The sequence below is a fragment of the Nesterenkonia sp. genome (assembly GCF_029265375.1).
In the GTDB taxonomy this organism is placed as follows: Bacteria; Actinomycetota; Actinomycetes; order Actinomycetales; family Micrococcaceae; genus Nesterenkonia.
In genome coordinates, this window is the sequence record NZ_JAJUJJ010000005.1 from 24,918 (window position 1) to 47,068 (window position 22,151).

General features: G+C 67.6%; 19 protein-coding genes. 5 read left to right on the forward strand and 14 right to left on the reverse strand.

Going from position 1 to position 22,151, the window contains the following annotated elements; genetic code table 11:
* Nucleotides 1–55 precede the first annotated feature (55 nt).
* The 6 genes from sufU to Q1K09_RS03260 form a co-directional block, all read right to left on the reverse strand.
* Nucleotides 56–505 carry a Fe-S cluster assembly sulfur transfer protein SufU gene (sufU, locus tag Q1K09_RS03235; protein WP_300343183.1) on the reverse strand — a complete coding sequence of 150 codons (450 nt, stop codon included), beginning with the start codon at nucleotides 503–505 and terminating at the stop codon, nucleotides 56–58.
* 1 nt (nucleotide 506) lies between these two features.
* Nucleotides 507–1,769, reverse strand: coding sequence for a SufS family cysteine desulfurase (locus Q1K09_RS03240; RefSeq protein WP_300343184.1), 1,263 nt, complete (start codon nucleotides 1,767–1,769; stop codon nucleotides 507–509).
* Nucleotides 1,770–1,794: 25 nt separating this feature from the next.
* Nucleotides 1,795–2,553, reverse strand: a complete 759-nt coding sequence (sufC, locus tag Q1K09_RS03245; RefSeq protein WP_300343186.1) for a Fe-S cluster assembly ATPase SufC — start codon at nucleotides 2,551–2,553, stop codon at nucleotides 1,795–1,797.
* Between the two features lie 69 nt (nucleotides 2,554–2,622).
* Nucleotides 2,623–3,918 (reverse strand): Fe-S cluster assembly protein SufD, encoded by a 1,296-nt coding sequence (sufD, locus tag Q1K09_RS03250; protein WP_300343188.1) that lies wholly within the window; start codon nucleotides 3,916–3,918, stop codon nucleotides 2,623–2,625.
* A gap of 114 nt (nucleotides 3,919–4,032) precedes the next feature.
* Nucleotides 4,033–5,511, reverse strand: coding sequence for a Fe-S cluster assembly protein SufB (gene sufB, locus Q1K09_RS03255; RefSeq protein WP_300343190.1), 1,479 nt, complete (start codon nucleotides 5,509–5,511; stop codon nucleotides 4,033–4,035).
* On the reverse strand, nucleotides 5,508–6,392 hold the full coding sequence (locus tag Q1K09_RS03260; protein WP_300343192.1) for a winged helix-turn-helix transcriptional regulator: 885 nt from the start codon (nucleotides 6,390–6,392) through the stop codon (nucleotides 5,508–5,510). The genes sufB and Q1K09_RS03260 overlap by 4 nt, the downstream gene beginning before the upstream one ends.
* A 99-nt stretch (nucleotides 6,393–6,491) precedes the next feature.
* On the opposite strand from Q1K09_RS03260, the gene Q1K09_RS03265 reads away from it, so the two are divergent.
* From Q1K09_RS03265 to Q1K09_RS03275, 3 genes are read left to right on the forward strand one after another with little or no spacing between them, the layout of a single operon-like run.
* Nucleotides 6,492–7,442 carry an ABC transporter ATP-binding protein gene (locus Q1K09_RS03265; protein ID WP_300343194.1) on the forward strand — a complete coding sequence of 317 codons (951 nt, stop codon included), beginning with the start codon at nucleotides 6,492–6,494 and terminating at the stop codon, nucleotides 7,440–7,442.
* Nucleotides 7,439–8,200 (forward strand): ABC transporter permease, encoded by a 762-nt coding sequence (locus tag Q1K09_RS03270; protein WP_300343195.1) that lies wholly within the window; start codon nucleotides 7,439–7,441, stop codon nucleotides 8,198–8,200. Before Q1K09_RS03265 ends, Q1K09_RS03270 begins: the two co-directional genes overlap by 4 nt.
* A 9-nt stretch (nucleotides 8,201–8,209) precedes the next feature.
* Nucleotides 8,210–9,178, forward strand: coding sequence for a COX15/CtaA family protein (locus Q1K09_RS03275; protein WP_300343197.1), 969 nt, complete (start codon nucleotides 8,210–8,212; stop codon nucleotides 9,176–9,178).
* Here the strand turns inward: Q1K09_RS03275 and Q1K09_RS03280 are convergent.
* Complete coding sequence (locus Q1K09_RS03280; RefSeq protein ID WP_300343199.1) at nucleotides 9,154–10,440, reverse strand: beta-propeller fold lactonase family protein; 1,287 nt, start codon at nucleotides 10,438–10,440, stop codon at nucleotides 9,154–9,156. The two genes, Q1K09_RS03275 and Q1K09_RS03280, sit on opposite strands and share 25 nt — an antisense overlap.
* Nucleotides 10,441–10,478: 38 nt before the next feature.
* A complete protein-coding gene (locus Q1K09_RS03285) occupies nucleotides 10,479–10,880 on the reverse strand; it encodes an RDD family protein (protein WP_300343201.1) in 402 nt (133 codons plus the stop codon).
* A gap of 151 nt (nucleotides 10,881–11,031) precedes the next feature.
* Between Q1K09_RS03285 and glnA (Q1K09_RS03290) the strand changes: the two genes are divergently transcribed.
* Entirely contained in the window at nucleotides 11,032–12,456 is a 1,425-nt protein-coding gene (gene glnA, locus Q1K09_RS03290; RefSeq protein ID WP_300343203.1) for a type I glutamate--ammonia ligase, read from the forward strand.
* A gap of 78 nt (nucleotides 12,457–12,534) precedes the next feature.
* Here the strand turns inward: glnA (Q1K09_RS03290) and Q1K09_RS03295 are convergent, their stop codons facing one another.
* The 4 genes from Q1K09_RS03295 to Q1K09_RS03310 are packed head-to-tail and all read right to left on the reverse strand — an operon-like array spanning nucleotide 12,535 to nucleotide 16,623.
* Entirely contained in the window at nucleotides 12,535–13,263 is a 729-nt protein-coding gene (locus tag Q1K09_RS03295; RefSeq protein WP_300343318.1) for a sulfite exporter TauE/SafE family protein, read from the reverse strand.
* A 2-nt stretch (nucleotides 13,264–13,265) separates the two neighbouring features.
* On the reverse strand, nucleotides 13,266–14,312 hold the full coding sequence (locus tag Q1K09_RS03300) for a zinc-dependent alcohol dehydrogenase family protein (protein ID WP_300343204.1): 1,047 nt from the start codon (nucleotides 14,310–14,312) through the stop codon (nucleotides 13,266–13,268).
* A gap of 1 nt (nucleotide 14,313) precedes the next feature.
* On the reverse strand, nucleotides 14,314–15,474 hold the full coding sequence (locus Q1K09_RS03305) for an acyl-CoA dehydrogenase family protein (RefSeq protein ID WP_300343205.1): 1,161 nt from the start codon (nucleotides 15,472–15,474) through the stop codon (nucleotides 14,314–14,316).
* A gap of 30 nt (nucleotides 15,475–15,504) precedes the next feature.
* Nucleotides 15,505–16,623 carry a biotin/lipoate A/B protein ligase family protein gene (locus tag Q1K09_RS03310; protein ID WP_300343207.1) on the reverse strand — a complete coding sequence of 373 codons (1,119 nt, stop codon included), beginning with the start codon at nucleotides 16,621–16,623 and terminating at the stop codon, nucleotides 15,505–15,507.
* A gap of 70 nt (nucleotides 16,624–16,693) precedes the next feature.
* On the opposite strand from Q1K09_RS03310, the gene Q1K09_RS03315 reads away from it, so the two are divergent.
* On the forward strand, nucleotides 16,694–17,701 hold the full coding sequence (locus Q1K09_RS03315; protein WP_300343209.1) for an LLM class flavin-dependent oxidoreductase: 1,008 nt from the start codon (nucleotides 16,694–16,696) through the stop codon (nucleotides 17,699–17,701).
* A 5-nt stretch (nucleotides 17,702–17,706) separates the two neighbouring features.
* Here Q1K09_RS03315 and Q1K09_RS03320 read toward each other — a convergent pair whose 3' ends face one another.
* The gene (locus tag Q1K09_RS03320; RefSeq protein ID WP_300343211.1) at nucleotides 17,707–20,748 is read right to left on the reverse strand and encodes a bifunctional [glutamine synthetase] adenylyltransferase/[glutamine synthetase]-adenylyl-L-tyrosine phosphorylase; all 3,042 of its coding nucleotides are present in this window, start codon (nucleotides 20,746–20,748) and stop codon (nucleotides 17,707–17,709) included.
* A 32-nt stretch (nucleotides 20,749–20,780) separates the two neighbouring features.
* Nucleotides 20,781–22,121, reverse strand: a complete 1,341-nt coding sequence (gene glnA, locus Q1K09_RS03325; protein WP_300343212.1) for a type I glutamate--ammonia ligase — start codon at nucleotides 22,119–22,121, stop codon at nucleotides 20,781–20,783.
* Nucleotides 22,122–22,151: the final 30 nt, after the last annotated feature.

Sequence of the window (22,151 nt, forward strand, 5' to 3'; positions counted from 1 at the left end):
GCGTAACGTCCTGACGTGTTCCACTATGCCCCAGCCGAGGCTCTGACACCACGGTTCACCCGTGCTGTGCCTGAATAATGGCGTCCCGCAGCGCCATCCATCCCAGCAGGGCGCATTTGATCCTGGCTGGATACTGCGCCACACCGGTGAAGGCGCTGAGGTCTTCGAGCTGCTCCTGCTTCTGGGGCTCCAGCTCCTTGCCGCGGGCGTGCATGAGCTCGCGGAACAGCTCCCCCAGTTCCTCGGCGTCGTCGATGCTTTCGCCTTCGAGCATCTCATGCATGATCGACAGTGAGGCCTGGGATATAGAGCAGCCCCTTCCGGTCCAGCCCAGCTGGCCCAGGCGCCTGCCGTCGAGCCGAACCTGCACCCGGCACTCGTCACCGCAGGTGGGGTTGACCTGAAAGGATTCGCCCTGGGGCTGGTCCAGCTCGCCGTATCCGGAGCGCTGCCGGGAGTGGTCCAAAATGACCTGCTGGTAGAGCTGCTGCATCGCTGAGGACATCTCAGCCTCCTCGGAAGAATTGAACGACCCGGCGCAGTCCGGCCAGGAACGCCTCCACATCAGCTTCTGTGGTGTAGATCCCGGCCGACGCCCTGGTGGAGGCGTGGACGCCGAAAGCCCGGTGCACCGGTTGGGCGCAGTGGTGGCCCACGCGCACGGCGATGCCGTCGTCGTCGAGCACTTGCCCCACATCGTGGGGGTGGACGCCCTCGACGTCGAACGCCGCCACGGCCAGCCGGTCCTCGGCAGAGGCCGGCCCGAGGACCCGCACCTCCGGGATCTCGGCGAGCCCTTCGAGCATCAGCTGGGTCAGCCGGTGCTCATGGGCGGCCATACGGTCCATGCCCAGCTCGGAGAGATAGTCCACGGCTGCGTGCATACCCACTGTTTGGGCGACCATCTGGGTGCCCGCCTCGAACCGCTGCGGCGGAGGCATGAACGTGGTCTCCTCCATGGTCACGATCTCCACCATGGATCCGCCGGTCAGCACCGGCGGCATCGCGTCGAGAAGCTCGGCACGTCCGTAGAGGGCTCCCACTCCGGTGGGAGCGAGCATCTTGTGCCCGGAGAACGCGGCAAAGTCCACACCCAGGCAGTGGAGGTCGATCGGCAGATGCGCCGCGGACTGGCAGGCATCGAGGACGGTGTAGGCGCCGACGCTGCGGGCCCGCTGCACCAGGGGTGCGACGTCGGTGACCGCACCGGTGACATTGGAGGCGTGGGTGAAGGCCACGATCCGGGTGCGCTCCCCGATCACCTCGAAGCCGGCGGGATCCAGCCGACCCTCGTCGGTGACCGGTATCCACCGCAGCACCGCACCGGTCTTGGCCGCCAGCTCCTGCCAGGGCACCAGGTTGGCGTGGTGCTCCAGCTCGGTGACCACGATCTCGTCGCCCGGTGCCAGGCGGAACTGCTCGGCCTCGGCTCCTCCGCGCCCAAGTGTGGCGTTGAGGAAGCCGTAGGCCACCAGGTTCAGCGCCTCAGTGGCGTTCTTGGTCCAGACGATCTCCGCGAAGTCTGCGCCGACGAACTGGGCCACTGCCGCCCGGGCCGCCTCATAGGCTTCGGTGGCCTCCTCGGCGATCTGATGGGCTCCGCGGTGCACCGCAGCGTTGGACTCGGTGTTGAAGCGCCTCTCGGCCTCCAGCACGGCGGCCGGCTTCTGGGCGGTGGCACCGGTATCCAGGTAGACCAGCCGCTTCCCGCCGCGGACCGTACGGCCCAGCAGCGGAAAATCGGCGGCGACGTCACGCACTGAGGTCACGTACCTGCCTCTCCGTCTCGGTGGCTCAGGCTGCAGCTGCGAGGAAGCGGTCGTACCCGTTGGCCTCCAGCTCGTCAGCCAGCTCCGGACCGCCCTGCTCAGCGACCTTGCCGTCGACGAAGACGTGGACGTAGTCCGGCTTGATGTAGTTGAGGATGCGCGTGTAGTGGGTGATCAGCAGGGTTCCCATGTTGTTCTCCGCGTGGGCGCGGTTCACGCCTTCGGAGACCACGCGCAGCGCATCGATGTCCAGGCCGGAGTCGGTCTCATCCAGCACAGCGATCTTCGGCTTGAACAGCTCCAGCTGCAGGATCTCGACCCGCTTCTTCTCACCGCCGGAGAATCCCTCATTGACGTTGCGGTTGGCAAAGTCAGCGTCGATCTTCAGCTTGGCCATCGCCTCCTTGACGTCCTTGGTCCAGGTGCGGATCTTCGGAGCCTCGCCGTCGATAGCGGTCTTGGCAGTGCGCAGGAAGTTGGTCATGGTCACACCCGGAACCTCCACCGGGTACTGCATGGCCAGGAACAGGCCGGCGCGGGCCCGCTCGTCGACCTCCATCTCCAGCACGTCCTCGCCGTCGAGGGTGATCGAGCCGGAGGTGACCTCGTAGCGGGGGTGCCCGGCGATGGTGGCGGCCAGGGTGGACTTGCCCGAGCCGTTGGGGCCCATGATGGCGTGCTTCTCGCCGGAGCTGATGGTCAGCGAGACGCCTTTGAGGATCTCCTTGGTGCCCTGCTCGGTCTCGATGGAGACGTGCAGGTCCTTGATCTCGAGAGTTGACATTATGCGCTGTGTCCTTTTCCTAAAAGTTCAGTGTGAAGGGTCGACGTCGGGCGGCGGGTCCGGTGCGGCTCAGTTGCCGTGGATCTCCAGCTCGTTCTCCAGGTCCTCGGCCAGGGACTCCTCGATGGAGGCCACCCCGATCTTCTGGATGATCTCGTGGAGGAAGCCGCGGACCACCAGCTGGCGGGCCTGCTTCTCCGGAATGCCGCGGGCCATGAGGTAGAAGAGGTGGTTCTCGTCGAACCGCCCGGTGGAGGAGGCGTGGCCGGCACCTTCGATGACGCCGGTCTCGATCTCCAGGTTCGGCACAGAGTCGGCCCGCGCCCCGTCGGTGAGAATCAGGTTCTGGTTCTTCTCATAGGAGTCGGTGCCTTCGGCGGCCTTGCGGATGAGCACATCGCCGACCCACACGGTCCGGGCGGTCTGACCCTGCAGAGCGCCCTTGTAGAGCACATTGGAGCTGTTCCGGGGGGTGTTGTGGTCCACGAAGGTGCGGTGCTCGATGTGCTGGCCGGCATCGGCGAAGTACAGTCCGTACATCTCCGCCTCGGCGCCCTCTCCGGCGTAGCGGAAGTTGGCGTTGAGCCGGACCACGCTGCCGCCCAGGGACACGGCCACATGCTTGTAGCGCGCATCGGAGCCGACTTCGGCGTCGTGCTGACCGACGTGCACGGCATCGTCGGCCCAGCGCTGCAGAGAGATGACACTGACATCGGCACCCTCGGCCACCTTGACCTCGACGTTGCCGTTGAAGTCGGCGCTGCCGCGGTGCTCCAGGACGAAGACGGCGCGGGCGTGCCGGCCGGCCTCGAGCACGATGTGGCTGTTCGCCCGGGCCCCGGCCTGCGTTCCGGTGACGGTGATCCGGATGGGCTCGGTGACCTCAGCGTCCTCGTCCACCCGAACGTGCAGAGCCTGATCGGTGTGCCGGTAGGCGAGCACGGCGGCGCGGTCGGCCGGCTGCAGCACGGTGCCGCGGGGTGCTTCGCCGTCGCGCAGCGTCCCTACGGTCACGCCCTGAAGTCCCTCTGTGACCTGGTAGTCCACGGGCTCCTGGTCGGTGCCGGCCTCGGCGGTGGGGGTGTCCGACAGCACCCCGGCGAGCTTCTTCACCGGGGTGAATCGCCACTCCTCCTCGCGCCCGGTGGGCTGAGGGAACTCGGCCAGGTCGAAGCCGGTGTGCCGGTTGGCCCGTGACCCCGCCCCGGAGGTGATCTCCTTGGACTCCCCCAGTCCGCCGTGGCTGTGCTCGGCGGCGGCGTTGGTCGAGGCAGCGAGGTTCTCGCCCTCCTCGGTCATGCCGGGGATCGAGATTCGGCTGTCCCCGACCTCGACTCCGGCGACCTTCTCATCAGTTGTCGTCATCTGGTGTCTGATCCCTTATCTGTCAGTGCTGGTTCCGCGGCCGCGCACAGGTGGCGCGCGGCAGGCAGGCCGCGAAGCCGCGGCCATCACGTCTGCTGTGGACGGGGGTCGGCCTCAGCCGACGGACCCCTCCATCTGCAGCTCGATCAGTCGGTTGAGCTCCAGGGCGTACTCCATGGGCAGCTCCCGGGCGATCGGCTCGATGAAGCCGCGCACAATCATGGCCATGGCCTCATCCTCGGCCAGGCCGCGGCTCATCAGGTAGAACAGCTGATCCTCGGACACCTTGGAGACGGTGGCCTCATGCCCCAGGGTGACATCGTCCTCACGGATATCGATGTAAGGGTAGGTGTCGGTCTTGGAGATGGTGTCCACCAGCAGTGCGTCGCAGACCACCGAGTTCGCCGAACTCTTCGCCTCCGGGTTGACCTGCACCAGCCCGCGGTAGGAGGCGCGGCCGCCGGAGCGCGCCACCGACTTCGAGACGATGGAGGACGAGGTGTTCGGGGCCATATGCACCATCTTCGAGCCGGTGTCCTGGTGCTGGCCCTCTCCGGCGAAAGCCACCGAGAGGGTCTCGCCCTTGGCGTGCTCGCCGGTGAGGTAGACCGCCGGGTACTTCATGGTCACCTTGGAGCCGATGTTGCCGTCGATCCACTCCATGGTGCCGCCGGCGTCGACCACGGCGCGCTTGGTCACCAGGTTGTACACATTGGTGGACCAGTTCTGGATGGTGGTGTAGCGCACGCGGGCGTTCTTCTTCACCACGATCTCCACCACAGCCGAGTGCAGGGAATCGGTGTTGTAGATCGGCGCGGTGCAGCCTTCGATGTAGTGGACGTAGGAGTCCTCGTCGGCGATGATCAGGGTCCGCTCGAACTGGCCCATGTTCTCGGTGTTGATGCGGAAGTAGGCCTGCAGCGGAATCTCCACGTGGACGCCCTTGGGCACGTAGACGAAGGAGCCGCCGGACCAGACTGCGGTGTTCAGGGCAGCGAACTTGTTGTCGCCGACCGGAATCACCGATCCGAAGTACTCCTCGAAGAACTCGGGGTGCTCCTTCAGGGCGGTGTCGGTGTCCATGAAGATCACGCCCTGGGCCTCCAGGTCCTCGCGGATCTGGTGGTAGACCACCTCCGACTCGTACTGGGCAGCCACACCGGCCACCAGACGCTCACGCTCGGCCTCCGGGATGCCGAGCTTCTCGTAGGTGTTGCGGATGTCCTCGGGCAGGTCCTCCCAGGTCTGAGCCTGCTTCTCGGTGGAGCGCACGAAGTACTTGATCTGGTCGAAGTCGATCTCCGAGAGGTCGGCTCCCCAGGTGGGCAGCGGCTTGCGCTCGAAGTACTTCAGGCCCTTCTTGCGCAGCTTGAGCATCCACTCAGGCTCGCCCTTCTTCGCGGAGATGTCCTCCACCACAGAGGCGTCCAGGCCGCGCTTGGCGCTGGCGCCGGCCACATCCGGGTCGGACCAGCCGTACTCATAGTTGCCCAGCCCCTTCAGCTCCGGGTTGTTGTCCAGGATCTCCTGGATGACACCCGGGTCGTCGGTGCTGCGGAGGGCCTCTTCGGCCTTCTGTATCTGCTCGGTCATGACAACCTCTCTTGTTGACGCGGTGAGATGACGATGCGCTTGCGGCCGCCGCGCGGTGCGGCCGAGCTGGATCTGCTGCCCGCAGTGGTGCGGGAGGCCCGCTCGGCAGCGAGCTTCTCTCGACCGACGGGTACGTGGGTGGTGCAGACATGTGCGCCTGCTGCCTGGGTGGAGAGCCGCCGGACATCGACGTTGAGGAGCCGCGCGATCATCGCTGTCTCCTCTTCACAGAACACCGGGTGGGCTGCTGCTATTTCCTGGATCGGACAGTGGCCCTGGCACAGTTGGGTGGACTGCATGGCCAGCACCGGGCTGTCCCGGCCCACCAGGCGGGTGAATCCGGCGAAGCCTTCCGCATTGAAGGCCGCCGCGAGCTTCTCAGTCCGCTCATCCAAGTCTTCGACGCCCTGCAAGTGAGCTGCGTGCTTCTCCTCGAACCGCGCAAAATATGCCCGGGCCAGGGTGCGGGCCGCTTCGGTGTCCACGGCCTGCTGGTCCCCGGCGCCCACGCCGCCTTCGGAGAGCTCGGTGGCTGCTGAGCTGTGCTCCTGCAGTACGCTCAGAGCGGTGCGGACAAGGTTGAGGTAGTCGTCCCCGAGCACCTGCTGGCCGCGGGAGGAGATCACATAGCGGCGCGAGGGCCGGCCGGCTCCCCGGCGCCGTCCGGCGACGTTCTTGATCTCCACGATGCCCTGCTCGGTCATCGCGTCCAGGTGCCGGCGCACCGCCGCGGCGGTCAGGTTCAGCTTCCGCCCCAGCTGAGCCGCGCTGATCGGTCCCTCTTCGACCACCAGCTGCAGCACGCGTTCGCGGGTGGAGCCGTCGGACTCGCGTGCGCCGAGCTCCTCGGCTGCCGCATCCGTCTCGACGTTGAATTTCATGAGTCTATTATGACCTATTCAAAACTGCGGATCCAGCAAGGTCGGCCTAAGTAGGACTCGCAATGTTCTACAAGCCGTAGAAAACGCTAGACTGGTGCGGTGCCGTCCTCCACCCCCTGCCTGACCCTGACCCAGGTGCGCTATGCCGTGGGATCTGCCCGCAGCGCCGCAGGAGTCACTGAGATCCTCGCCGGGGTGGACCTGACGGCCCGGCGCGGTGAAGTCACCGCCGTCATCGGTCCCAACGGAGCGGGAAAGACCACCACGCTGGGCTGTGCCCAGGGCCTGCTGCGGCCCTCGGCGGGAACGGTGCGGCTGCTGGGGGCTGATCCTTACCGGGCCGATGCGCGGCTGCGCGCCCGGGTCGGGGTGATGCTGCAGGACGGTGGCCTGCCGCAGGCGGTGACCCCGGCCGTCCTGCTTGGCCATGTGGCGCGGCTGCACGCCGATCCATGGCCGCTGCCGGATCTGGTGGAGCGGCTGGATATGTCCCGGTTCCTCACCACCGGGATTCGCCGGCTCTCCGGGGGTCAGCGGCAGCGCGTGGCCCTGGCGGCGGCTCTGATCGGCCGGCCAGAGGTGGTCTTCCTCGACGAGCCCTCAGCAGGTCTGGATCCTGAGTCGCGGCAGATGGTCTTCGAACTCATCGAGCACCTGCGCTCCGCGGGCATCGGCATTGTGCTCACCACCCATCTGCTGCAGGAGGCTCAGCAGCTGGCCGACTCTGTGTTCATCCTCAAGGACGGCACGGTGGTGCGCCACGGCACCATCAGCGAACTGACCGCCGAATCGCAGACCCGCCCGGCGCGGCTGGTCTTCGCCGCCTCGCGCAGACTCTCCGAGGCGGAGCTGGCCGCCGCGCCGCTGGCCGTGGAGCTCGACGGCGAGCTCAACCGTCCCGGCGCCCGCTGGGCGGTGACGGGGCTGACATCTCCGCAGGATCTGGGACGGCTGGCCGCGTGGTGGGAGCAGATAGGAATGATGCCGGCCGAGATGACCTTCGAATCCCGCACATTGGAGGACGTCTTTTGGGAGGTGTCCGCCCGGTGAGCCGTGCTGCAGACCTCAGCCCTCAGCCCTCGGCTCCGGCGCCGGCGCTGCGCCGGGTCCTGGCTCACGGGCGGTACGAGACCCGCAATACTCTGCGCAATGGGGAGCAGCTGCTGGTCTCGATCGTGCTGCCGCTGCTGGTGCTCATCGGGATCCACCGGCTGGGCCTGCTGGCCGGCAGCGGCGGCATCGACGCCGTCGCGCCGGGAGTGCTGGCGCTGGCGGTGATGGCCTCGGCCTTCACCGGACAGGGGATCGCCACCGGATTTGAGCGCCAGTACGGAGTGCTGGCCTATCTGGCCACCACTCCCCTGGGCCCGACCGGCCTGATCCTGGGCAAAGCCGTCGCGGTGCTCAGCGTCATCGTGGTGCAGGTGCTGGTGCTGGGCTCCACCGCCTGGGCGCTGGGCTGGTCACCTTCGCCGGCGGGCCTGCTGTGGCTGGGGATCGGCCTGGTGACCGGCGCCTGCGCCTTCACCGCGCTGGGGCTGCTGCTGGCCGGCACTGTGCGTGCAGAAGCCACCCTGGCCATCACCAACCTGGCCTGGGTGCTCATGGGCGCCGCCGGCGGGGCAGTCTTCCCGCTGCATCACGAGGGTCCCGCCGGAGTGCTGCTTCTGCTGCCGTCTGCCGCCCTGGGTGAGGCGGCGCGCACCGCCTCCGCTGAGGGCTCTGCACCCCTGGTGGAGATTCTTATTCTTGCGGGGTGGGCCGTGGCGGCCGTCCTCGCCGCACGTCGCTGGTTCCGCTGGAGATAGGTGAACACAATGCTGTCCAGACTCCCTACCCGCATCACGCGAACAACCCTCGCGCTGGCCTGGGCCACCCTGCTGAGCAATATCGCGATCATCCTCACCGGCGGAGCGGTGAGGCTGACCGATTCCGGCCTCGGCTGCCCTGAGTGGCCGCGCTGCACGGCCGAGTCGTGGGTGTCGACTCCGGAGATGGGCATCCACGGAGCCATCGAATTCGGCAACCGGCTGCTGACCTACGTGCTGATCGCCATCAGTGTGGCGATGTTCCTGGCCGTGGTGAGGCTGTGGGAGACCCATCGCGCCTTGGTGGTGCGCACCCTGATCATCGGTTTCGGCATCCCGATGCAGGGAGTCATCGGTGGCTTCACCGTCTGGACGGACCTGAACCCCTGGGTGGTGGCGCTGCACTTCATCGTCTCGTCGGGTCTGGTGATGGTCGCCACCCAGCTGCTGGGCCGGATTCGGCTGGAGCTGCACCACCAGGGCCGGGTCGGCCAGCCTCTGGTGGACGGCCAGCGGGACGGCCTGACCGCCGGTCTCGCAGCAATTCAGCTGGCGGCCGCCTGGGCTGCGGTGGTAATTGGGACCAAGGTCACCGGCACCGGTCCGCATGCTGGGGATCCCGGTGCTCCGCGGCACGCCTTCGACCCGGAGCTGGTCACCCGGCTGCATGTGGTGCCGGTCTACATCCTCTGCGCCGCCGCCGTGGTGATCCTGCTGCGTCAGCGCCGACTGTCCGCTTCACCGGGCCAGCGCCGGGCAGCATGGTTTCTGCTGGGGGTGATCCTCTTCCAGGGGCTGATCGGCTACTGGCAGCACCTCACGGGGCTGCCGATTGCCCTGGTCTGGCTGCATATGCTCGGCTCGGCCGCCGTCATCGCAGCGGCCACAGCAGTGTTCGACCGGTACCGGGCCGCCTACCGCACCCGCGGAACAGATGCGCAGGCGGTGCCCGCTCAGCGTTCCACTGTGTCGTCGTAGACGCTGATCGTGCCGGAGTAGTTGGACACCCAGACCGTGCCGGTGTGCACGTCGTAGGTCACGCCGATCGGAAGGCTTCCGGTGCTCAGCCGGTCGATCTCCTCCAGCGTCTCGGCGTCGAACTTGGAGACCGTGGCCTCGTCGTAGTTCACCACGTACAGCGCCGTGCCGTCTGCCGAGATGGCCATGCTGCGCGGTTCGGCGCCGGTGGCCGTACTGTCTGTGATCTCCCCGGTCTCCGGGTTCATGCGCAGCAGCTGGTTCGCGCCGGCCACCGTGATGTAGATGTTCTCACCCGCAGCATCGCGCACCAGGTGCCGCGGCCGCTGCCCGGTCTGGGCGATGACCTCTGAATCGCCGGTCTCCAGGTCCACTCGGTAGATCTCGTGGGCGAACATCGCGGTGACGAACGCGGTCCGGTTGTCGTCCATGACCACGATTCCCCGCGGCTGCGAGTTCAGCGGGATCCGCATCGTCTCCTCTGCGGCGTCGACGTCGACCACTGAGAGGTCATGATCGCACCAGTTGGAGACCAGCAGCGTCTCGCCGTCGGGGGTCATCTCCACATACTTCGGCACCCGGCCCACTTCGATGAACTGGTCCCAGTCCTGGGCCTCGACGCTGTAGCGGTAGACCGCGCTGGGGGCGATCGCATCTCCTGCCTGGCAGAGGTCTTCGGCATCGGCGCCGAGTCCGGCGAGCCGGTACTGGGAGACGTAGGCGTGCTGCCCGTCCGGGGTCCACACCGCCTCCACCGGTGCGCCCTCCACAGTGTCGGGATACCCCTCAACGCCGAACTCCGCCGGGCTGATGGAGTCCGAAAGCTCCTGAACGAGCTCGCGCGAGGTCGTGTCGTAGACGGTGATCGTGTTCTGGTACATCATGTTGCTGGCGATCGCCAGGCCGTGACCATTGGCCACGACGGACTTCGGTGAGATGACCGGTTCACTGATGGTGTCCACCAGTTCCATTGTGGTGGTGTTGGCCGCCGGCCATTCGGGCGTCTGCTGCTGCGCCTCGGTCTGGTCGTCTGCCGAGGCGTCATCGCCGTCGTCGGTGTCCCCGGTGTCCTCGGCAGCGTCGTCCCCTTCGCCGGTGCCGCCGTCGTCGCTTTCCTCGCCGGTGTCCTCCAGCTGGGGGGCGGGGATAGTCCCGTCCTCGACGTCGTGGGAGTCATCGCCGCCGGCGCAGCCGCTCAGTGCCAGCAGACTGACCATTCCCAGCGCGATGCCGCGGCAGACTGCGGCAGAGTGCTCAACCATAGTGGTGATCCCCCGGATGCTCAGGCGGTGGCTGCGCCTCACATGCGCAGCTGAACTGTCCCTGCGATTCTGTCATGGGCACCGCGTCCATCGGCGGAGATCACCAGCACCGGCACCACCAGAAGCATTAGAGCTGTGCGAAGCAGCGCCCGGTGCGGGCCCGGAGCCGAGTGGCCGCGGACCACCTGGATCCGCACCAGCCGCTTGCCGATGGTCACCCCCAGCAGGCCGGTCAGAGCCACGTGGAGCAGCACGAAGATGCCCAAGGTGGCCCAGACGTCATAGGCGAACCACGTCACAGAGATCAGCGAGGCGATCCCCCAGTCGATGAAGACCGCCAGGACGCGTCGTCCCCAGGGCGCCAGTGAGCCGGGTCCGGAGGCGGGAAGACCCAGTTCATCGCCGGGCCAGCGGTGGGAGTCGTCATCTGCGGAAGCCACCGTGACAGTCTAGTCCGCACGCCGCCCCGGCACGGCCGGGCAGATTCTGTAACATGCCCGAAACAATTGCGTGACCGCGGGGAAACCAGGACCTCGCTAGGCTGAGAGGCACACTCCCCACAGCAGACACCGACCAAGGAGCACCAGACGCATGTTTTCCAGTCCTGAGGAAGTCCTGACGTTCATCAAGGAAGAGGGAGTGAAGTTCGTCGACGTGCGCTTCACCGATCTTCCTGGGAGCCAGCACCATTTCAACGTTCCCGCTCACACGGTGGACCTCGACTTCTTTGAGGAGGGCCAGCTCTTCGACGGCTCCTCCATCCGCGGCTTCCAGGGCATCCAGGAATCGGACATGCAGCTGATCCCCGATGTCGCCACCGCCTTTGTGGACGAGTACCGGGTGGAGAAGACCCTGGCGATGACCTTCTCCATCGTCAACCCGCGCACCGGCGAGCCCTACGGCCGCGACCCCCGCGGTGTGGCGCAGAAGGCCGAGGACTACCTGGCCTCATCCGGCATCGCCGACACCGCCTTCTTCGCCGCAGAGGCCGAGTTCTTCCTGTTCGACGACGTCAAGTACCAGTCCTCTCCCGAGGCGTCCTTCTACGCGCTGGGTGCAGAGGAGGCATCCTGGACCTCCGGCGATGAGATTCCCGGCGGGAATCTGGGCCACAAACTGCCCACTAAGGGCGGCTATTTCCCGGTGACTCCCCAGGACAAGACCGCCGATGTGCGTGACGCGATCGTGCTGGCCCTGGAGGCCGCCGGGCTGTCAGTGGAGCGCTCCCACCATGAGGTGGGCAGCCCCGGCCAGCAGGAGATCAACTACAAGTTCAATACCCTGACCCACTCTGCCGACGACCTGCAGAAGTTCAAGTACGTGGTGAAGAACACCGCCGATCAGTTCGGCAAGGCCGCCACGTTCATGCCTAAGCCTGTCTTCGGGGAGAATGGCTCCGGTATGCACTGCCACCAGTCGCTGTGGAACGGCGGGGAGCCGCTGTTCTTCGACGAGAAGGGTTACGGCAACCTCTCCGACACCGCGCGCTGGTACATCGGCGGTCTGCTCAAGCACGCCCACGCGGTGCTGGCGTTCACCAACCCGACGGTGAACTCCTATAAGCGCCTGGTCAAGGGCTACGAGGCCCCGGTCTCGCTGGTCTACTCCCAGGGCAACCGGTCTGCTGCCATTCGGATTCCGATCACCGGCTCCAACCCGAAGGCCAAGCGCCTGGAGTTCCGCGCTCCGGACGCCTCGGGCAACCCCTACCTGACCTTCGCCGCGCAGCTGATGGCTGGACTCGACGGGATCCGCAACCGGATTGAGCCGCATGAGCCGGTGGACAAGGACCTCTATGAGCTGCCTCCCGAGGAGCTGAAGGATATCCCGCAGGCGCCCGGCTCGCTGGATGAGGCGCTGAACGCCCTGGAGGCCGACCACGAGTTCCTGCTGGAGGGCGGTGTGTTCACCGAGGATCTGATCCAGGCGTGGCTGGACTATAAGCGTGAAGAGGAGATCGAGCCGCTGAATCTGCGGCCGAACCCCTACGAGTTCGAGCTGTACTTCAGCGTCTGATCGGACTGGCCCGTGTGCGGCCCCGCGCCTGTGCGGTGCGGGGCCGTTCGCGTATCCGGGGTCCTGTGGAACGCGGGCTCACACCAGCAGATGCACGGCGCCTACGGCGGTGAGGACCAGCACCAGCCGGTCGAAGAGCCGCTGGGATATCCGCGGTGCCAGCCAGCGGCCGAAGAAGGCGGTGCCGGCCACCAGCGGGACCAGAACAGCCGAGAGAGCCAGGATTTCCCAGGTGAGCAGCCCGATACTGATGTGAAAGGGCAGCTTGGACAGATTCACCGCGAAGAAGAAGTAGGCGGCGGTGCCCAGGAATGTGGTCACCGGCATCCGCATCGCCAACAGGTACATGCTCATCACCGGTCCGGCAGCATTGGCGACCATAGTGGTGAATCCGCCCATCCATCCGTAACCCATACCGGCCAGCCGCCCTGGCCCCGGACGGTCCTTGCGGCGGCGCCACAGCGTGAGCGCCAGCATGCCCAGCAGAATCACGCCGATCACCCGGCGCACCACAGCATCGGAGGACACTGCCAGGAACCCGGCTCCCACCATCAGTCCGAGAAGTACCGGAAGCACGAGCCGGCGCAGCGCAGCCCAGTCGACGTCGCGCCGGTACATCCAGACCGCGAAGAGGTCACCCACCAGCAGCAGCACCAGCAGCGCGGCAGTGGACTGGCGAGCATCCAGTGCCGCGGCGAAGGCCGCCACCGCCAAGGTGCCGGCCCCAGGCACTGCGGTTTTGGACAGGCCCACGATCAGCGCGCCGGCGCACACCAGTGCCCAGCTGAGGGCCGTGAGCTCAGGCAGCGTCACAGCTGCGTCGGGCGGATCATCGTCACACCCGCCTGGGCGTCTGCGGGCTGGTCCATGCGCGGCAGCAGCCTCGCGGCCTCCGCCAGGCCCACCGTCCGGCCCACCAGCTGCTGGGGGTCCAGCCGTCCCTGCGCGATCAGCTTGAGCATCTCCGGGTACTCGCCGGCGGCCATTCCGTGGCTGCCGAAGAGATCCAGCTCCCAGGCGATCACCCGGTCCATCGGGACCCGTGGGTGGCCCTCCACCGGCGGCAGCAGGCCGATCTGCACATGCCGACCTCTGCGGCGCAGGCTCATCATCGCATCCGTGCAGGTCTGCTCACTGCCGACAGCATCCACCGCCACATCGGCTCCGCCTCCGGTCAGCTCAGCGATTGCGCCGGCGGCCGGTTCCTCAGTGACCAGCACCGTCTCCTCAGCCCCGAGCCTGGCCGCCAGCCGCAGTGCGGCCGGGTTCCGGTCTGCTGCGATCACCCGCGCGCCCAGGGCATGGCCGATCATCACCGCGCTCAGACCCACCCCTCCAGCACCTATGACGGCGAGCGTCTCCCCGGCAGACAGCCGGGCCCGGCTGGTCAGACCGCGGTAGGCGGTGGCGAAGCGGCAGCCCAGGCTGGCAGCCGCGATATCGCTGACGTCATCAGGCACGGCCACCAGATTCGCCTCAGCAGCGTGCAGCGCCACCTGCTCAGCGAAGGAGCCGAAGTGGGTGAACCCGGGCTGCTGCTGGTGCGGACACACCTGCGGATCGCCCCGGCTGCACCAGGTGCAGGCGCCGCAGCCGCAGACGAAGGGCACGGTGACCCGCTGCCCCACGCGCCAGCTGCGCACGCCCTCCCCCACGGCTGAGATGGTTCCGGCCAGCTCGTGGCCCGGTATATGGGGCAGCTGGATCTGGTCGTGGCCGGCCCAGGCATGCCAGTCGCTGCGGCACAGTCCGGTGGCGGACACATCGACCACCACTCCGCCCGCAGGCGGCTGGGGAGCCGGCACCTCACGGACCTGAGGTTCGACGCCGATCGCGTCGATGACGACTGCCCGCATCTCAGGCCAACGGGCCCAGCAGGTGATTGGCCAGGGTGCGGTGGGCGGATTCGTCGTCGCTGGGGTGGTGGATTCCAGCCAGCGCATCCCGGTAGAGCCTGCTCAGCTCGGTGGTCCGGTGGTACTGAGCGCCGCCGCTGACCCCCAGCGCAGCGTCCAGCACCGCCCTGGCAGTGCGGGTGGCGCAGGTGCGCAGAGTCACCAGGCGGGGGAACCACGCGGCACCGTGTTCCACCCCGGATTCGACTTCGGCGGCGACACACCGCAGCTGGGCGTCCAGTGCCAGCTGCTGCAGCTGGGCCTCGGCCAGCTTGTAGCGGATATCGGGGTCCTGATCCAGCGAGGCTCCGGTGTTCAGCGAGCGTCGGGAGGCTGCGTGCTCGGCTCCCAGGGCCAGCGCGCGGTCGCCGAGTCCGGTGTAGACCGCCGCCAGCAGCGTGAGGAAGGAGGCGAAGATGGCGAAGACCAGCGGGTCAGGGTTCGGCCCCACCGGCAGCCGCCTCACAATGCGCTGCGCAGGCACGCGCGCACCCTCCAACGCGGTGGCGTGGGACTGGGTGGCCCGCATGCCGAGCATGTCCCAGTTCTCGATGGTGCTCCAACCTGGGGCTTCCCGCTCCAGGAAGCCGAAGATCAGCGGCTTCTCCCCCTCTGCACCGGTGGCGGCGGTGTCCTTGCCGAACAGCCCCAGACGGGTCCAGACCGGCGCCAGGGTGGTGAACACCTTGGTGCCGGTGAAGCTGACCGACCCGTCTGGGTGCACCTCGGCGTCGGTGGTGGAGTCGAACAGCACCGCATCATTGCCCGCCTCCGAGATGCCGAAGGCGAAGATGTGACCCTCCGCGGTCTCGGTGATGACCTGCTGGAACTCGTCATGGCCGCTGCGGACCATCAGTCGGGCCGCTGTCACCCAGACGTGGTGCATATTCACCGCCAGCGCGGTGGCCGACGCATAGGAGGCCAGCAGCCGCTGCGCCTCCACCACCTGGTCGAAGCTCCATCCCAGTCCGCCCTGCTCGGCGGGCACCAGTGCGGCCAGGTACCCGGCGGTCTTCAGGTCCTCCAGGTCCTGGTAGCAGAACTCATTGCGCTCGTCGTACCCGTCGGCACGCTGCCGGATCGTCTCCAGCAGCTCGCTGCTCAGCACTGCCTGCACACTCACTGTCTGGCTCCTTCCCAGTCCGCCGCGCCGTCACGGGACGCGTGCGGTCCACTCCTGTGTTCCGAACTTCTGCTCCACGAGTTCCTGAGCCCGTGCCAGCTCGTGGGGCCGCACCTGGGCCTCTGCGGCTCCGGTGCGCTCTGCGAACGTTTCGGCGAAGACCCGCATGATCTCCTCGCGGGGCATGCCGGTCTGGCTGCGCAGCGGGTCCACCCGCTTCATCGCTGAGGCGATGCCTTTGTCGGAGATCTTCTCCCGGCCGATGCGCAGGACCTGCATCATGCGTTCGGCGTTGATGTCATAGCTCATGGTCACGTGGTGCAGCATGCCGCCGTTGGCCAGTCTCTTCTGCGCCGCTCCCCCGATCTTGCGGCCCCCTCCGGTGGAGGCTGCCGCGGAGACGATGTCGTTCAGCGGCTTATAGGCCGCCCGCACTCCGATGCTCTCCAGGGCCTCCATCACCCACGAGTCCAGGAACGGGTAGGAGTCGGCGAAGCTGAGGCCGTCCACCAGCGACTGCGGGAAGCACAGCGAATAGGTGATGCAGTTGCCCGCCTCCATGAACATCGCTCCCCCGCCGGAGATGCGCCGGACGACCACAGTGTCCAGATCGGCGGCGGCCTGGGCGTCGACCTCATTGGCCAGGGACTGGAAGGAACCGATGACCACGGCGCGCTCGGTCCAGTCCCACAGCCGCAGCAGCGGGGGCCTGCGCCCGGCCCCGACCTCCTCAGTAAGCACCTGGTCCAAGGCGGCGTTGAGGGCTATGGGCCGCTTCACAGCCGGCAGCACCTCCCACTGGTGGTCCGCCCAGGTGGTGGCGTTTCCCAGTGCTCGGCGCACAGCGGTGGCCACAGCCTGTTCGTCGAAGCCGATCATCTGCGCACCGTCTGGCAGCGCTGAGCGCACTGCGGCTGCGATCTCCTGGCGGGTCGACGACGTCGGCAGACCGGTCAGCGCCTGGTTGATGCTGAACAGGGCGTCATCGGGTTCGAGGAAGAAATCACCGTTGACTGAGGCGGCTGCGATCTTGCTGTCCTGCTGCGAGGCTTCAGCGGTGAGTTCGAGGTCGACGACGACGAGTTTGCCGGCCGGCACCTTGTACTCTCCGTGGGCAGTGTGCCCGCCGGCTCCGGTGATCGTGTCCATACCGCCATCCTAGTTCTCTGCAGATGGCTCGGTCGGAATGAGCCGGTGGTCCCCGGCAGTTGGTAGAGATATGACTTCCTCTGTCTCACAACCGCTTTCCTGGCTGGATCTGGCCCGGGTCCGCTCCGGCGAGACCATCGGCGAGGGCATCGCCCGCTCGCTGCGTCTGGCGCAGCGGGCCGACCAGCTGGGCTATGCGCGCATCTGGTTCGCCGAGCACCACAACATGCCGCACGTCGCCTCTTCGGCGACCTCCCTGCTGATCCAGCACATCGCCTCCCATACAGAGCGGATCCGGGTGGGCGCAGGCGGGATCATGCTGCCCAATCATGCGCCGCTGGTGATCGCCGAACAGTTCGGGACTCTGGAGACCCTGTATCCCGGCCGGATCGATCTGGGCCTGGGGCGGGCACCGGGCACCGATGGGCAGACCCTGCGTGCCCTGCGCCGCGACGGCACCGAGGCGGACCGGTTCCAGGCCGATGTGATGGAGCTCTCCGGCTACCTCACCGGCCGTTCGAGGACTCCCGGGGTCCACGCCTACCCCGGACACGGCACCGATGTGCCGCTCTACATCCTGGGCTCCTCGCTCTTCGGCGCGCAGCTGGCCGCGAGGCTAGGCCTGCCCTACGCCTTCGCCTCCCATTTCGCCCCCCAGATGCTGGAGCACGCCGCCTCCACCTACCGGGAGAACTTCAGCGCCTCCGGCTCGCTGCTGGGACCCGAGGCGAAGCCGCACTTCATTGCCGCCGCCAATGTGATTGTCCACGACGACGCCGAGACCGCCCGCGCTCAGCGCCGCGCTGCTGAGGACGGCTGGATCCGCACCATGCTGGGCCGCGGCCGCGATCTCAGCGAAGCCGATGTGGACATGCTGCGGGACCATCCTGCCGGCCAGCAGGTGCTGGGGATGCTCAGCCGAACGGCCGCGGGCAGCCGGGAAGAGGTCATCGCCTGGCTGCAGCGCTTCGCCGATGACGTGCAGGCCGATGAGCTGATGCTGGTGAACCTGGCCCCCGACGAGGAGGTCCAGCACCGGACATTGGATCTGCTGGCCGCCGACGGCTCCGCCGGCTGAGCAACTCAGGCGTCGAAGAACAGGCGCTCGAACACCTGACGGGCCCGCCGGGTGGTGCGCAGGTAGTGCTCCTCGAATGTGGATGCGCTGCCGGCTTCGAACCCGCACCACCGGGACACGGCCTCCAGGTCCCGCCGGGAGGAGGGCAGCACATCGGAGCTGCGCCTGTTCCAGATCATGATCCCGCTGCGCACCCTGGTGCACAGCTGCCAGGCCTGCGCCAGTACGTAGGCATCCTCCGGTCCCATCAGCTGCTGGTCCACCAGGGCGTTGAGCACCTGCAGCGTGCCGGTGCCGCGCAGCACCGGCAGGTGGTGAGCGTGCTGCAGCTGGTAGAGCTGGACCAGCCACTCGACGTCGGCCAGTCCCCCTCGGCCCAGTTTGACGTGCCGGGCCGGATCCGCCCCGCGCGGCAGCCGCTCGGACTCCACACGGGCTTTGATCCTGCGGATCTCACGGATCTGAGCCGGCTCCGGGGGCTGACCGTAGCGGACAGAGTCGATGAGTTCGGTGAAGTCCTGCGCCAGGTCGGCTGAGCCGGCGATCGGTCGCGCGCGCAGCAGTGCCTGCCGCTCCCAGACCGCCATCCACCGCTGGTAGTACTCGGCGAAGGAGTCCAGAGACCGCGACAGCGGCCCCTGCGTGCCCTCGGGGCGCAGGTCGGCGTCCAGCTGCAGCGGCAGCTCCCCGCGGACCGGCGGCTTGGTCGGCTTGGACAGCAGCTGGGTCAGCCGCAGCGCCACCTTCTGGGCCTGCGCATCGGCAGCGGCCTTATCCGTTCCGGGCAGCGGACGGTGGACGAACATGGCATCCATATCGGAGCCGTAGCTGATCTCCCGGCCGCCCTGGCGCCCCATAGCCACCACCAGGAACTCCACCAGCAGCTCGCCGTCGTCGCGGATCTCATTCTCCGCCACCCGCAGCGCGCCCAAGGTGGCGACCCGGTCCACCTCGGCCAGCGCGGCACCAGCCTGCTCGACGTCGATGAGCTGGCAGGCTTCGGCCACAGCGATCCGCAGCAGCTCCCGCTGCCGGATCAGCCGCGCCAGCCGCACTGCGGAGCCGGTCTCCCCCTCATGGCGGGCGATGGCGTTCTGCACTTCGGTCCACTGGGCCTCGAAGCTGCGCGGAGCCAGCTGTGCGTCGTCGCCGAGCCACTGGGTGGACTCCGGCATATGCTCGAGCATCTCGGAGATCAGCCGGGAGCTGGTCAGCATCTGGCAGAGTCGCTCGGCAGCCATGGAGGAGTCCCGCAGCATCGTCAGATACCAGGGGCTGGTGCCCAGGGACTCGCTGATCCGCCGGAACGCCAGCAGTCCGTGGTCAGGGTCCACCCCGTCGGCCAGCCAGCCGAGCATGGCCGGCAGGATGCGCCGCTGCAGTGTCGCCTTGCGGGTGACCCCGGAGGTCAGCGCCTCGATATGGCGCAGCGCCCCGGAGGTGTCCCGGTAGCCCAGGGCGCCCAGGCGGGCCTGCACCGCGTCGGCGGAGAGCCGCACATCGTCGTCGCCGAGCACCGCTGTGGTGGACAGCAGGGGCCGGTAGAAGATCGTCTGGTGGAAGGTGGAGACCTCCCGGACTGTCTGGCGCCACACCTCGAGGACGTCGTCGGGGCTGTGCCGCTTGGTCTCCCCCGGGGGGCGCACCGCCTGGGCCAGGGCGCGCAGGTGCTCCTCCTTCTGCGGCATCAGGTGGGTCCGGCGCATCTGGCGCATCTGGATGCGGTGCTCCAGCAGCCGCAGCTGCCGGTAGCACCGCGACATCGCCTCCTGGTCACGGCTGGAGACGTACTCGCCGACCCCGAGCGCGGCGATCGCCGAGAGGGTGTCCCGGACGTGGAGGTCCTCATCCACCCGGCCGTGGACCAGCTGCAGCAGCTGGACGGTGAATTCGATATCGCGCAGGCCGCCGCGGCCCAGCTTCAGCTCCCGCTCCGCCTCCCGGGGCGGAATGTTCTGGTAGACCCGGCGCCGCATGGCCTGGACGTCCTCCACAAACCCCTCGCCGGAGGATGACTGCCACACCAGCGGCCAGATAGCCTCCATATAGGCCTGGCCCAGGCCGCGGCTTCCGGCGATGGGCCGGGCCTTCAGCAGAGCCTGGAACTCCCAGCCGCTGGCCCACCGGCGGTAGTACTCCTGGTGGGACTCCAGAGTGCGCGAGAGCGGACCGTCGCGTCCCTCCGGACGCAGATTCGCGTCGATCTCCCACAGGGCGGGCTCCCCGTCGGAGGCGCCGAGGACTCTGCTGATCCCGCTCGCCAGCGTCTCGGCGGCAGTGCGCGCCTCAGCCTCCCCCAGCTCATCCGGGGCCCGGTGGACGAAGAGGACATCGACGTCGGAGATGTAGTTCAGCTCCCGGGCACCGGTCTTGCCCATCCCGATCACCGTCAGCTCCACCTGCTCGGTCTGCGGGGCGCGGGCTGCCGCCTCAGCTCGGGTCACCGCCAGGGCCGCATCGATCGCTGCGGAGGCGGCGTCGGCCAGCTGGCGCGCAGCCGCGGGGACATAGTCGGCCGGGTCGGCGGCGCACAGGTCCCGCAGCGCCAGCCGGGTGACTTCGCGCCGGTAGGCGATGCGCAGGTTCCGGCCCGCGGCCCGCGCAGAGAGCTCCTCGTCCAAGGCGGCGACCGGCTGCTCAGCCTGGGGATCGGCCCGGACGGCTTCCATCAACCTGGTGCGCAGCTCCTCGGCCGAGGACTCCTCAGGATCCGGGGGGTAGGCGTGGCTGAGCAGGTCTGTCTGCTCGGGATGCCGGATGAGGAACTCGCCCAACGCTTGGGAGGCGCCCAGCAGGCGCACGGCCGGCACCGCCTCGGTGTAGATCCCGTCGCTGACGGAACTGAACAGATCAAAGACCGAAGGGGCCCGCTCGGTCAGCCGGATCAGCAGCAGCAGCGCCTCATCCGGATTCGGCGCCTCGCGCAGCGTGCGCACCAGGGCCGCCGGATCCAGGTCGGCCAGCTGGTGGTCGGCCAGGAAGCTCTCGGCACGTTCGAGCTGCTGAAATCCTGCGGAGATCAGGTCACGGGAGGTGATCGTGGTCATCTGACTGCTGCGCCTCGGCCACCGGGGGCGGCTCACACCATTCCGAGGTACTTATTGACCTCATAGGGTGAGACATGCACGCGGTATTCGTCCCACTCCTGCTGCTTATTGCGCAGGAAGTTGTCGAAGACCTGCTCCCCCAGGATGCCGGCCACCAGCTCAGACTCCTCCATCTGGCGGATGGCATCATGCAGCGTTCCGGGCAGCGGCCGCAGCCCCAGGGCCTTGCGCTCTCCGGTGCTCAGCGACCAGACGTCTTCGGTGACATGCTCCTGCAGCTCGTAGCCCTCCTCGATGCCCTTCAGCCCGGCACCGATCACCACCGCATAGGCCAGGTACGGGTTGGCTGCAGAGTCGATGCCGCGGAACTCGATCCGGGCCGAACCGCCCTTGGTGGGCTTATACAGCGGCACACGCACCAGGGCGGAGCGGTTGTTGTGGCCCCAGGAGATATGGCTGGGCGCTTCCCCTCCGCCCCAGAGCCGCTTATAGGAGTTCACGAACTGGTTGGTGACCGCGGTGAACTCCGGGGCGTGGGTGAGCACCCCGGCGATGAACTGCCGGGCGATGGTGGACAGGTTGAACTCGGCATTGGGCGCGAAGAACGCGTTGGTGTCGCCTTCGAAGATGCTGAAGTGGGTGTGCATGCCCGAACCGGGGTGTTCGCTGTAGGGCTTGGGCATGAAGGTCGCGTACTTCCCGTGCGCCTGGGCGACCTCTTTGACGATGGTGCGGAACGTCATGATGTTGTCCGCAGTGGTCAGCGCATCGGCATAGCGCAGATCGATCTCATTCTGCCCTGGGCCGACCTCATTGTGGCTGAACTCCACAGAGATGCCGACCGCCTCCAGCGTGTTCACCGTATGCCGGCGCAGGTCCTGGGCCACCGAACCGGTGCTGTGGTCGAAGTAACCCGACCGGTCGGCAGGACGCGGGACGCCGTCGTCGTCGAGCTCCTCAGACTCCAGCAGATAGAACTCGATCTCCGGATGGGTGTAGCAGGTGAAGCCCATCTCTGCGGCGGCATCCAGCTGCCGGCGCAGCACATAGCGGGGATCCCCTGCGGCCGGCTCCTGGTCCGGAGTGAGGATATCGCAGAACATGCGGGAGGTGGGCTCGTCCTCCCCGCGCCAGGGAAGGATCTGGAAGCTGGAGGGGTCCGGCTTGAGCAGCATGTCCGATTCGAACACCCGGGAGAGCCCCTCGATGGAGGAGCCGTCGAAGCCCAAGCCCTCGGAGAAGGCACCCTCCACCTCGGCCGGCGCCAGGGCCACCGATTTCAGGGTGCCGACCACATCGGAGAACCACAGGCGAACGAAGCGGACATCGCGCTCCTCGATGGTGCGCAGTACGAATTCCTGCTGTCGGTCCATAGTGCCTGCGGCCTCCTGGGATAGGGGGTG

Bases quoted from the DNA above. Each gene is read 5' to 3' on its own strand.
- sufU (WP_300343183.1), bottom strand. From the start codon at position 505: ATGTCCTCAGCGATGCAGCAGCTCTACCAGCAGGTCATTTTGGACCAC.
- sufC (WP_300343186.1), bottom strand. From the start codon at position 2,553: ATGTCAACTCTCGAGATCAAGGACCTGCACGTCTCCATCGAGACCGAG.
- sufD (WP_300343188.1), bottom strand. From the start codon at position 3,918: ATGACGACAACTGATGAGAAGGTCGCCGGAGTCGAGGTCGGGGACAGC.
- sufB (WP_300343190.1), bottom strand. From the start codon at position 5,511: ATGACCGAGCAGATACAGAAGGCCGAAGAGGCCCTCCGCAGCACCGAC.
- Q1K09_RS03260 (WP_300343192.1), bottom strand. From the start codon at position 6,392: ATGAAATTCAACGTCGAGACGGATGCGGCAGCCGAGGAGCTCGGCGCA.
- Q1K09_RS03275 (WP_300343197.1), top strand. From the start codon at position 8,210: ATGCTGTCCAGACTCCCTACCCGCATCACGCGAACAACCCTCGCGCTG.
- Q1K09_RS03280 (WP_300343199.1), bottom strand. From the start codon at position 10,440: ATGGTTGAGCACTCTGCCGCAGTCTGCCGCGGCATCGCGCTGGGAATG.
- glnA (WP_300343203.1), top strand. From the start codon at position 11,032: ATGTTTTCCAGTCCTGAGGAAGTCCTGACGTTCATCAAGGAAGAGGGA.
- Q1K09_RS03300 (WP_300343204.1), bottom strand. From the start codon at position 14,312: ATGCGGGCAGTCGTCATCGACGCGATCGGCGTCGAACCTCAGGTCCGT.
- Q1K09_RS03310 (WP_300343207.1), bottom strand. From the start codon at position 16,623: ATGGACACGATCACCGGAGCCGGCGGGCACACTGCCCACGGAGAGTAC.
- Q1K09_RS03315 (WP_300343209.1), top strand. From the start codon at position 16,694: ATGACTTCCTCTGTCTCACAACCGCTTTCCTGGCTGGATCTGGCCCGG.
- Q1K09_RS03320 (WP_300343211.1), bottom strand. From the start codon at position 20,748: ATGACCACGATCACCTCCCGTGACCTGATCTCCGCAGGATTTCAGCAG.
- glnA (WP_300343212.1), bottom strand. From the start codon at position 22,121: ATGGACCGACAGCAGGAATTCGTACTGCGCACCATCGAGGAGCGCGAT.